This is a genomic window from Salegentibacter profundi (genome assembly GCF_054121475.1).
The window spans coordinates 167,814-177,961 of record NZ_JBSYGG010000002.1 but is presented as its reverse complement, the minus strand read 5'-3'; the positions used below and the strand labels follow the sequence as shown (position 1 = coordinate 177,961).

General features: G+C 38.9%; 10 protein-coding genes. 7 read left to right on the top strand and 3 right to left on the bottom strand.

Annotated elements, in window-relative coordinates; translation table 11 throughout:
* Positions 1 to 13: 13 nt before the first annotated feature.
* On the bottom strand, positions 14 to 427 hold the full coding sequence (locus ACW6NC_RS03615; protein WP_457863826.1) for a helix-turn-helix domain-containing protein: 414 nt from the start codon (positions 425 to 427) through the stop codon (positions 14 to 16).
* A gap of 260 nt (positions 428 to 687) precedes the next feature.
* Between ACW6NC_RS03615 and ACW6NC_RS03610 the strand changes: the two genes are divergently transcribed.
* The 6 genes from ACW6NC_RS03610 (at position 688) to ACW6NC_RS03585 (ending at position 7,282) form a co-directional block, all read left to right on the top strand.
* A complete protein-coding gene (locus tag ACW6NC_RS03610; RefSeq protein ID WP_457863825.1) occupies positions 688 to 1,869 on the top strand; it encodes a M14 family zinc carboxypeptidase in 1,182 nt (393 codons plus the stop codon).
* Positions 1,870 to 1,943: 74 nt separating this feature from the next.
* The gene (locus ACW6NC_RS03605) at positions 1,944 to 2,423 is read left to right on the top strand and encodes an Lrp/AsnC family transcriptional regulator (protein ID WP_081211670.1); all 480 of its coding nucleotides are present in this window, start codon (positions 1,944 to 1,946) and stop codon (positions 2,421 to 2,423) included.
* 86 nt (positions 2,424 to 2,509) lie between these two features.
* Positions 2,510 to 5,083 (top strand): phosphoenolpyruvate carboxylase, encoded by a 2,574-nt coding sequence (locus ACW6NC_RS03600; RefSeq protein ID WP_457864071.1) that lies wholly within the window; start codon positions 2,510 to 2,512, stop codon positions 5,081 to 5,083.
* Positions 5,083 to 5,604, top strand: coding sequence for a DinB family protein (locus tag ACW6NC_RS03595; protein WP_457863824.1), 522 nt, complete (start codon positions 5,083 to 5,085; stop codon positions 5,602 to 5,604). The genes ACW6NC_RS03600 and ACW6NC_RS03595 overlap by 1 nt, the downstream gene beginning before the upstream one ends.
* Positions 5,601 to 6,614 carry a YihY/virulence factor BrkB family protein gene (locus ACW6NC_RS03590; protein ID WP_457863823.1) on the top strand — a complete coding sequence of 338 codons (1,014 nt, stop codon included), beginning with the start codon at positions 5,601 to 5,603 and terminating at the stop codon, positions 6,612 to 6,614. The genes ACW6NC_RS03595 and ACW6NC_RS03590 overlap by 4 nt, the downstream gene beginning before the upstream one ends.
* 119 nt (positions 6,615 to 6,733) lie before the next feature.
* Positions 6,734 to 7,282 (top strand): type 1 glutamine amidotransferase domain-containing protein, encoded by a 549-nt coding sequence (locus ACW6NC_RS03585; protein ID WP_457863822.1) that lies wholly within the window; start codon positions 6,734 to 6,736, stop codon positions 7,280 to 7,282.
* A 76-nt stretch (positions 7,283 to 7,358) separates the two neighbouring features.
* Here the strand turns inward: ACW6NC_RS03585 and ACW6NC_RS03580 are convergent, their stop codons facing one another.
* Together ACW6NC_RS03580 and aroB are read right to left on the bottom strand one after the other, a co-directional pair.
* Positions 7,359 to 7,676 (bottom strand): hypothetical protein, encoded by a 318-nt coding sequence (locus ACW6NC_RS03580; RefSeq protein ID WP_457863821.1) that lies wholly within the window; start codon positions 7,674 to 7,676, stop codon positions 7,359 to 7,361.
* A 79-nt stretch (positions 7,677 to 7,755) separates the two neighbouring features.
* Positions 7,756 to 8,823, bottom strand: coding sequence for a 3-dehydroquinate synthase (gene aroB / locus ACW6NC_RS03575; protein WP_457863820.1), 1,068 nt, complete (start codon positions 8,821 to 8,823; stop codon positions 7,756 to 7,758).
* A 105-nt stretch (positions 8,824 to 8,928) separates the two neighbouring features.
* Here aroB and ACW6NC_RS03570 point away from each other — a divergent pair, with 105 nt between their 5' ends.
* Positions 8,929 to 10,131: a proline dehydrogenase family protein gene (locus ACW6NC_RS03570; protein WP_457863819.1), complete on the top strand. Its 1,203-nt coding sequence runs from the start codon at positions 8,929 to 8,931 to the stop codon at positions 10,129 to 10,131.
* Positions 10,132 to 10,148: the final 17 nt, after the last annotated feature.

The following is a 10,148-nucleotide window of genomic DNA, read 5'->3' as shown; positions in this document are numbered from 1 at the left end:
TTTAAGCTGAAAATCAATTTTCAAAAGCCTCAAAAGATCCGTCTGAATAAAAAATCACAATCTTTTTTATCTGTTTGTCTTTTTGAGTAGAATCCTTCAAAATTCCAGGCTCCTGAAAATCCGGTGAAGTTGATTCCACTCTGGGAGCAGGAGCAAAGGATTTTGGAGGAATTCCCTTTTGAGGCCCGGAATCAGATCCTTCCTTTGGAAATTTCCCTTTTCCATTTAAAAGCCAGTAGAGTTCTACATCGGGAAAATGAGAAATTACTTTCATCACAAAATCCAAACTGGGTTTATTCCTTCCAGAAAGAATATGCGAAATAGAGGAACGCCCAACTTCAATCTGATCGGCAAAAGCTGCAGCCGATAGGTCGTAATAATCTATGATTTTTTCCAGTCTTGCCGCAAATTTTTCTGTGTTTACCATTGTGAATTAATTTCATGCCATATGTATTTACAAATGTAAATAAAAGATGGATACCAGCAAATTTACAATTATAAATTGATCTTTTGTATTTAAAGCTATGAGTCATATAAAGATAATTAAATACCTAATAAAAAGCATTTTATATATTATTTATTGAGCTGTAGGATAAATTCCGAATACCTGTTTATTGAATTAAATTATTCCGTTACACTTGTAAACAAAAACGCTCCAGTCTCTTGTTTACAATTGTAAAATTTTGAATGTTTACTTTTGTGAACATGAATTATTCTGAAACACTTTATCCGGTAATGGATGCTTATTCCCTGGTTAGGGAAAAATCAATTCAGGGGCGGTATATTGCATTTAGTCATATAGAGCCATTGCTTAATAAGCATTCAAAAAATTTTGATATAACTGAAATTGGCAGATCGGTTCTAGGAGAGCCAATCCATCGTCTGGAAATCGGCACAGGAGCCATCAAGGTTTTGGCGTGGTCGCAAATGCACGGGAATGAGTCGACCACCACAAAGGCTGTCTTTGATCTTTTAAATGCTTTAACTATTTTAAAGGATAACCCTGTGATATCCGCTATACTCTCCAGGTGTACCATGCATATTATTCCTATGTTGAATCCCGATGGCGCTAAGGCTTACACAAGGGTTAATGCCAATCAGGTAGATTTGAATCGCGATGCCCATGACCTAAAGGAGCCTGAAAGCAGGTTGTTACGAATGGAATTTGATGCTTTTAAGCCCGATATTTGTTTTAATCTTCATGATCAGCGTACTATTTTCAGCGCAGGTATGACCTCCAAGCCCGCGATCTTATCCTTTCTAACTCCCGCTATGGACCAAAGCAGGGAAGTTCGGCCTGAAAGGAAGAAAAGCATGCAGATTATCGCTGGTATTCACTGGGACCTAAAAGGAGTACTTGCGGGAAATATAGGTCGATATGACGATGCTTACAATATCAATTGTACCGGGGATACTTTTCAAACGGCAAGGGTTCCTACCATTTTATTTGAGGCTGGTCACGCGCCCGGGGATTACAAACGCGAAAAGGTAAGGGAGTATGTTTTTGCGGCTATGGTTTCAGCTTTATATGGAATCGCCTCAGAAAATTTTAATCAGATTAACTATTTGGCTTATGCCGATATTCCCCGAAATGAGAAATTATTTAATGATATTATAATTAAAAATGTATTGCTAAATAATCAGCAAGTGGATATATCTATTCAATTTAAAGAAGAATTTAAGCAGGAGAATATTAGATTCGTGCCAATTATTGAAAAAATCGCACCGGAAATAAAAAAATTTGGACACCGGGTTATCCAGGGGAATGGTGAAAAAATTGAATTTCCGGAAATCCCTGAAGTGGGCGAAAACGTTATAGTTAATAAAATTAGGTTAAATGGTGAGATAATACCTTTTAAATGTGGATAATTCTCAAAATACTTAGTAATTATTCAATGATTTTGTATTAATTTTGAACTTCATTAAAAAAAGAGATTTGAAAAATGGCCAAGTTTAAATTAGACGAAACAGACCACCAGATTCTTGATATGCTCATCGAGAATACCCGAACTCCATTTACCGATATTGCCAAAAAACTACTAATATCGGCTGGTACCGTTCATGTTAGAGTGAAAAAGATGGAAGAAGCGGGAATAATAACGGGATCATCCCTGACACTGGACTATAAAAAACTGGGTTACGCCTTTATCGCTTATGTGGGCGTATTCCTTAAAAACACCTCTCAAACAAAATTTGTTTTAGAGCGAATAAACGAAATTCCCTTTGTAACAGTGGCTCACGTTACTACTGGAAAATTTAATGTATTCTGTAAGATCAGAGCTCGCAATACCCAACACGCCAAAGAGATTATCTTTCAATTAGATGATATTGAAGGCGTGTACAGAACAGAGACTATGATCTCCCTGGAGGAGAGTTTGAACGATAAAAAACGTTTAATGCACTCCATTTTTCAGAATTTGTAGAGGATCCTAAACTTTTACTAAAAACCCTTTAGGCTTCTCTGTTTAAAGGGTTTTTTTATAACTTTAAAATAAACACCAAAATGATTATGCGTAGAGAACCGAAACTGGAAAGATTTAACGAAAGTGTACTCGCGAAATACCAGGTTTATAATAGCATTTTTCTAACCTTACCCTTCGATGATATCAAGAAAACCGGGGCTTTGCTACCCCTGTTTCAGGAAATTTGTGAAGCTGGCTTTGCCGAGAATAAAAATCCATCTCAAATCATCGAAACCTTTTTTAATAAATATCAGGAAGATCCTTCCGAGGAAGGAAGAATAGACTTGCTTTTTAGGTTTATCCAATACATTGAGCGGCAGGTAGTTTTGTTTGATGCCATTGAAGACGCTTCTTTTCCTGTAGTGAATAATATGGATGGGCACGGAACCCTGAGGAATATTAAAGAAGAAGCTGAAGCAGTCAATAAAACCTCTGAGCTCAGGGATTATCTTAAACGCTTTAAAGTGCGACCTACCCTTACGGCGCATCCCACACAGTTCTACCCAGGCGCAGTGCTGGGAATTATCACTGACCTGGATAAAGCGGTTCAGAAAAATGACCTGACGACCATAAAAAATCTTCTAGCACAGCTTGGAAAAACTCCTTTTTTTAAGAAGGAGAAACCTACGCCATACGATGAGGCAGTAAGCCTTATCTGGTATTTTGAGCATGTTTTTTATCAAAGTGTCAGTCAGATCTATAATTATTTGCAACAAAATATCTTTGAGGGCGAAGATCCCGGAAACCAAGTAATAAATCTAGGGTTCTGGCCCGGTGGAGATCGAGACGGCAATCCTTTTGTGACCACCGAGATTACCCTAAAGGTCGCTAAAAGGCTACGTTCTACCATTCTTTTAAATTATTACAGGGATCTAAGGAAGTTAAAGCGACGACTGACCTTTAGCCAGGTGGATGAAATCATTTCAGAGATAGAACCAAAACTGTATGCCAGTGCGATTTCTAAAACAGGAAAAATTAAAATATCACTTGAAGACCTTAAGTCTAAACTTATTAAGATCAGAGATATAGTAAGGGATAAACATCAGTCATTGTTTATAGATGAAGTAGATGATCTTCTTAATAAAATAAATCTTTTTGGTTATCATTTTGGTACTTTGGATATCAGACAGGATTCCAGCAAGCACCAGCAAGTCATAGAGGAACTTCAGGATTATGATCCCGACCTCTTTGGTAAAAAATATGATGAATTATCACAGGAAGAACAAATCGAGGCCTTAACAAAGCTCCAGGGAAATATTGATCCGGAGAACCTTGAAGAAGGAATGGCTAAGGCTACTCTGTCTTCTATCTATGCTATGCAAAGCATCCAACAAACTAACGGAGAGAATGGAGCAAACCGTTATATAATAAGTAATTGTGGAAGTGTGCAGGGAGTATTGCAACCTTTTGCCTTTATGCGCTTATGCGGTTGGGAGAAACCATCGGTAGACATTATTCCATTATTTGAAACAGTGCCTGACCTTAGAGAAGCCCATAACGTCATGGAGGTGCTTTATAATAACCCGGTTTATAAAGAGCACCTAAAACGTCGTGGTAATAAACAGACCATAATGTTAGGCTTTAGCGACGGTACAAAGGATGGCGGATATCTAATGGCTAACTGGAGTATTTATAAGGCCAAGGAAATGCTTACAGAAATTTCAAGGAAGTATGATATAAAAGTTGTCTTCTTTGATGGACGGGGAGGCCCGCCTGCCAGAGGTGGAGGGAAAACACACCAGTTTTATGCTTCTTTAGGACCAGGAATAGAAAATGAGGAGATTCAGCTTACTGTACAGGGGCAAACCATTAGTTCTAATTTTGGCACCCAGGATAGCTGCCGATATAATCTGGAGCAGTTACTGAGTTCAGGTGTTTCCAATGAAATTTTGAGTGAAGGACAAAACATCCTTTCCAAGGAAGATAGAGAAACGATGAATAATTTGGCGGAAATCAGTTATAAAGCATATACCGATTTCAAGCAGCATCCAAAGTTTATTCCTTATCTAGAGCAAATGAGTACCCTGAAGTATTATGCCAAAACCAATATCGGTAGCCGTCCCTCGAAAAGGAATAAATCGGAAAAACTCAATCTCTCTGACCTAAGAGCAATCCCATTTGTTGGAAGTTGGAGCCAGTTAAAACAAAATGTTCCAGGATTTTTCGGAGTGGGTACGGCCATGGAACATTATGAGAAAGAAGGTGAGTTTGAGAAGGTGAAGCACCTGTACGAGAATTCTGTATTTTTTAAGACCTTGCTGGAAAACAGCATGATGAGTCTTACCAAGTCATTCTTTGCTTTAACTGCATATATGAAGGATGATGAAGAATTCGGGGAATTCTGGCAATTGATCTTTGAAGAATATGAGCGAACCAAAAGGATGCTGCTAAAGGTAACTGGGTACAATGAGTTGCTCGAAAATCAACCTGCAGGAAAGGCTTCCATACAGGCTCGCGAACGAATTGTATTGCCTTTACTGACTATCCAGCAGCACGCCTTGCGAAAGGTCCAGGAGTTACAGGAACAGGGTAAAGCATCTGAAGAATTGCTTGAGACCTATGAAAAGATGGTTACCCGATCTTTATACGGGAATATTAATGCTAGTAGAAACTCCGCATAATGAAGGTTTCTGATCTAAATAAAGATGATTACCACGAATTCTATCAAACCTATATAGATAAGCTTCCCGGGGACAAAACCCTGGGAGGTTTACTTAAGGAAAATCATGAGGATCTTCAGGAGATCCTTAGTATTATTACTCCGGAAAAACTGAGTTTTAAGTATGCCCTTGGAAAATGGTCCCTGGCAGAAGTGCTTCAGCACATGATTGATGTGGAGCGTATCTTTCAGTACAGGGCGCTTTGCATAGCCAGGAATGATCATACCTCCCTACCAGGTTTTGATCACAATGCCTATGTCCCTGAGTCCGATGCCAACCAAAGGGAGTTACATAGTCTTAAAACAGAATTTAAGAATGTAAGAAACTCAGGTATTGATCTTTACATGAGCTTTTCTGAAGAAATGCTTAAACGTAAGGCCATGGTGAATAACTACAATACCAGTGCCGGAGCAACAGGTTTTATTACCGTGGGCCATACCATTCATCATCTGGAGCTTTTGAAGAAAAAGTACCTGGTATGAATTTTTTCAAAACCTTCATTGGGTTAATGAAAAAGGCGTACTTCAGCTGGAACCGTAACGAACCTTACGCAAGAAGCGCTACAATTGCTTATTATACCTTATTTTCTTTGCCTTCCTTGCTGATTATTGTAGTGACCATTGCGAGCTACTTCTTTAAACGAGAGGCAGTGCAAGGGAGGATTACCGAAGAAATAGGGCAGTTCATTGGTCAGGACTCAGCAAAAGCCATTGAAACTATAGTCACCAATGCTGCACTTTCAGGAGATTCTACCTGGGCCATTGTGGTCGGGAGTGCCCTGTTGCTTTTCGGTGCCACCGGAGTATTTTTTCAGCTAAAGAAGGCGATGAATAATATATGGAACGTGGCGGCCAAGAAGTCTAATTTTTTGCAATTGCTTCTGGACAGGGTTATTTCTTTCGGTATGGTGCTGGTCATTGGATTACTGTTGCTGATTTCTATGGTGATTTCTGCACTTTTAGCTATTCTAAGTGACCACATAGATCAGTTCGCACCGGGAATTACCGGATTTATGGTTGATCTTACCAACTTTCTAATATCCTTTCTTATTGTGACCACCCTGTTCGCTGCAGTGTTTAAATTGCTTCCCGATATAAAAATTAGGTGGAGGATTACTTATTTGGGGGCAGTTTTAACGACTATACTATTTCTAATTGGAGAAAAGATCCTTGCGTTTTACTTCGGAAGCAGTGAACCCGCTTCGGTGTATGGGGGAGCTTCCTCTGTGGTTCTGATTCTCTTATGGGTTTATTATACCTGTCTTATTTTATTCTTTGGAGCGGAATTTACGGTGCAATACGCCTTGTATAAAAATGAAAAGGTTGTTCCCAATAAATACGGAGAGCCTGCGATCTATCAGGAAATGGAAAAACTCGAACAAAAACGAGTGCAGCTTCAGGAAGAAAAAAAGATCATTGATACCCTAAAGAGTAACCTGGATATAAACCAGGATGGAAAGCAAGGGGATAACAAGGGTGATCCGGGCAAATAAGTAGTGGATTTGTCTTAATTAATAAAGTTTAACTTTAATTCTTCTTTTTTTTATAATGGCCTTAATACCCAATGGCGCAAGGGATGGTTATCTTTGGGTAAACTGAAAAAGATAAAATTATGGAAAAGAAAGTTGCAATTTTAGCTACACATGGATTTGAAGAATCTGAACTGAAATCTCCTAAAGAAGCCATGGAAAAAGAAGGCTTTAGAGTGGATGTTATCAGTATTGAAAAGGATAATATCAAAGGCTGGGCCGATGGAAATTGGAGTGGCGAAGTCGAGGTAGATTATACTGTAAAGGAAGTAAATGCTAGAGATTATAACGGACTTGTGCTCCCAGGAGGGGTAATGAATCCGGATAATTTAAGGAGAAACCAGGATGTATTGAAATTTGTTCGGGATTTCTTTGAACAGAAAAAACCAGTTGGAGCAATTTGCCATGCTGGATGGACACTGATCGAAGCCGAAGTAGTCAAAGGTCGAACAATGACCTCTTATAATTCTATTAAAACTGATCTGAAAAATGCTGGGGCCAATTGGGTGGACCAGGAAGTCGTTGTTGATGAAGGCTTCGTATCCAGTCGAAACCCTGATGATCTACCAGCTTTTAATGGCAAGATTATTGAGGAGATTAAAGAAGGCAAACACGATATGCAGCATGCATAGGGATGAAGTTGCTATGAAAAAGAAAAGGGGCCGTCTAAAGTTTATTTTTGGACGGCCTCTCCTTTTTTAAAGGGTTCTAATGCACATCATCTCTTTCTTCATCTTCACCTTCACCTTCAACTGTTTTTTCTGGTATTTCAACTATCGGTTCGTTGAAATCTGAATTATCATAATCATCTTCATCAAAATTAGCCATTGTATTTTCAAGGCGTGTACTCACCTTTACCAGGTATACCGTATCGTCGGTTCTAACTTCTACGGCATCAACGGTTTCATTTTTCGCATTTTTAAACGAAATTACCTGGTCGTCATCATATCCGTCAGGGTATTTGTCGACAAGTAAACTGAGTATTTCCGGCGTAAGCTTTTTGTAATCAACAATTATTCTTTTCATAGCTCGAATGGTTTGTGCAATAATAACAAAAAAAATACCTGATTTTGCGTATTAAATAAAACTATTAATTTTTTAAAAATCAAGCTTTTCTGTAAAAATCGAAGGCTTTGCGGATTACTTCATTGCTTACAAGGCAATCAATTAGTGGCTTTCCAATATCTTCCAGAAGTACAAAATTGATCTTTCCGAATTCGTTTTTCTTATCATACTTCATCAACTCGATGATCTCTGTGATATCCTTCTCCTCAAACTCAGTTTTTCCATACATATCGAGAATACTCCTGGTAATTTGCTGCATTTTATCCCTGGGAAAGCTTTTTATTTCAGACGAGATAAAGGTAGCCAGAATCATTCCTATGGCTACAGCCTCACCATGTAACAGTCTTGTTTTAGTAGGATGGGTTAGGAAGTAGGATTCAATGGCATGTCCAAGAGTATGGCCATAGTTAAGGGTTTTCCTGAGATTCTTTTCTTCCGGGTCCAGGGATACAATTTCGGCTTTGATATCCACAGACTCTTTAATAATATCATCCAGGTCTTCTAAGGTTAGGTCTTTTAAAGATGCGAGTTTGTTCCAGTAATTCTGGTCCTTAATAAGCCCGTGTTTTAAAATTTCAGCCAGGCCGCTTCGCATTTCCTCAGCAGACAATGTTTTTAAATAATCAGGATCAATTAATACCATTTTGGAATTATTAATCACTCCAATCTGATTTTTAATATTTCCCAGATCTACCCCGGTTTTTCCACCCACAGAAGCGTCTACCATAGCCAAAAGCGTTGTAGGAATATTTATATAAGGAATACCTCTTTTAAAACAAGAGGCCACAAAACCACCCAGGTCAGTCACTACGCCGCCTCCAAGGTTTAACATCAGGCTTTTACGGTCAGCTTCCAGGTCGGAGAGTGCATTCCAAATCTGGATGCAGGTTTCCATATTCTTATGGGTTTCCCCGGCTTCCATCTCGATAACCTCCACAGATGCTTGGGTTCTGAGCTTTGGAAGAAAGTTATTAAGGCAAAATTTATGGGTGTTGGAATCAACCAGGATAAAAATTTTTGACGCCTTGTTTTCGGTCAGGTAAATAGCGAGTTTTTCATAGGCATTTTCCCTGTAGTATACAGGGGCACCAATTGCCGTTTTTGCCATAATTTATAAGGTTTTAAACATCTTTAAAGAAGTCCCGAAAATAAGCAGAAATATTCAAAAAAATCAAACTCTCTGCTTTATCTTTGTTGTAAGAATTCTAATAACATGATAAGAAGAAAAATATTTAATGATACCAAAACCGCTTTTAAATTAAAATCTGATTTAGAGCTGGACCGTGCCGTTTTCCTTTTTAGTATGATGAACAGGCAGACTTTGGTAAACGCTGGGATTTTTCTAACCAATCTTTCGTTAAAACTACACTTACCTATCGAAGGCTTGATAAAGAAAACCATTTTTGAACAATTTTGTGGGGGAATTACCGAAGAAGACTGTAAGCCCCTGACCAACAAAATGTATGAGAAGAAGCTTCATAGTATTCTCGATTATTCCGTGGAAGGAAAAGAGACCGATGCGCAATTCGATGCTGCTTTAAACAAAAAATTAGAACTTATAAAATATGCTGCCGAGCGTAAGGAATTACCCTTTGCTTTATTTAAGCCCACCGGTATTGGTCGTTTTGCAATCTGGGAAAAGACCAGTGAACGAATAAATTTAAGCCAAGCCGAGCAGCAGGAGTGGGAACGAGTTAAAGAACGGGTGAATACCCTTTGTCAAGCTGCTTATGATCATAATGTCCGTCTTTACGCCGATGCTGAAGAAAGCTGGATGCAGACCTCTGCAGATGAACTTATGGAAGAGATGATGCGCAAGTTTAACAAGGAAAAGGTCATTGTCTTTAATACCATTCAGTGCTACCGTTGGGACAGGATGGAATACCTTAAGGATCTACACGAAAAAGGAAAAGCTGAAGGTTTTAAAATCGGAGCTAAAATTGTTCGTGGCGCCTATATGGAAAAAGAGAATGCCAGAGCTAAAAAGCACGGCTATGTTTCTCCTATCTGTGAGAATAAGGAGGCCACCGATGTAAACTTCAATAGCATAATGTCCTACTGCCTGGCTCACCTTGACGAAATTGAGCTCTTTATCGGTACCCATAACGAGGTAAGTAATTACCTGGCCCTTCAGGTGATCGAGGACAAAAACCTTCCTTTGGATGACGATCGTATCTGGTTCAGCCAGTTATACGGGATGAGTGACCATATAAGTTATAACCTGGCAAGGAAGGGTTATAATGCAGCCAAGTTATTACCTTTTGGACCAGTAAGGGATGTGGTGCCATACCTTTTACGTAGAGCTCAGGAAAACACCTCTGTAAAAGGTCAGACCGGTAGGGAATTATCCTTATTGCGGGAAGAAAAACGCCGAAGAAAAGGCCATCCGACAAAACACGACCGGAAGGAATTCTAATGATCATCATTTTTTGA

What these genes read in the sequence shown, in the direction of transcription:
- ACW6NC_RS03615 (WP_457863826.1), bottom strand. Translation starts at nt 427, where the DNA reads ATGGTAAACACAGAAAAATTTGCGGCAAGACTGGAAAAAATCATAGAT.
- ACW6NC_RS03610 (WP_457863825.1), top strand. Translation starts at nt 688, where the DNA reads ATGTTTACTTTTGTGAACATGAATTATTCTGAAACACTTTATCCGGTA.
- ACW6NC_RS03605 (WP_081211670.1), top strand. Translation starts at nt 1,944, where the DNA reads ATGGCCAAGTTTAAATTAGACGAAACAGACCACCAGATTCTTGATATG.
- ACW6NC_RS03600 (WP_457864071.1), top strand. Translation starts at nt 2,510, where the DNA reads ATGCGTAGAGAACCGAAACTGGAAAGATTTAACGAAAGTGTACTCGCG.
- ACW6NC_RS03595 (WP_457863824.1), top strand. Translation starts at nt 5,083, where the DNA reads ATGAAGGTTTCTGATCTAAATAAAGATGATTACCACGAATTCTATCAA.
- ACW6NC_RS03590 (WP_457863823.1), top strand. Translation starts at nt 5,601, where the DNA reads ATGAATTTTTTCAAAACCTTCATTGGGTTAATGAAAAAGGCGTACTTC.
- ACW6NC_RS03585 (WP_457863822.1), top strand. Translation starts at nt 6,734, where the DNA reads ATGGAAAAGAAAGTTGCAATTTTAGCTACACATGGATTTGAAGAATCT.
- ACW6NC_RS03580 (WP_457863821.1), bottom strand. Translation starts at nt 7,676, where the DNA reads ATGAAAAGAATAATTGTTGATTACAAAAAGCTTACGCCGGAAATACTC.
- aroB (WP_457863820.1), bottom strand. Translation starts at nt 8,823, where the DNA reads ATGGCAAAAACGGCAATTGGTGCCCCTGTATACTACAGGGAAAATGCC.
- ACW6NC_RS03570 (WP_457863819.1), top strand. Translation starts at nt 8,929, where the DNA reads ATGATAAGAAGAAAAATATTTAATGATACCAAAACCGCTTTTAAATTA.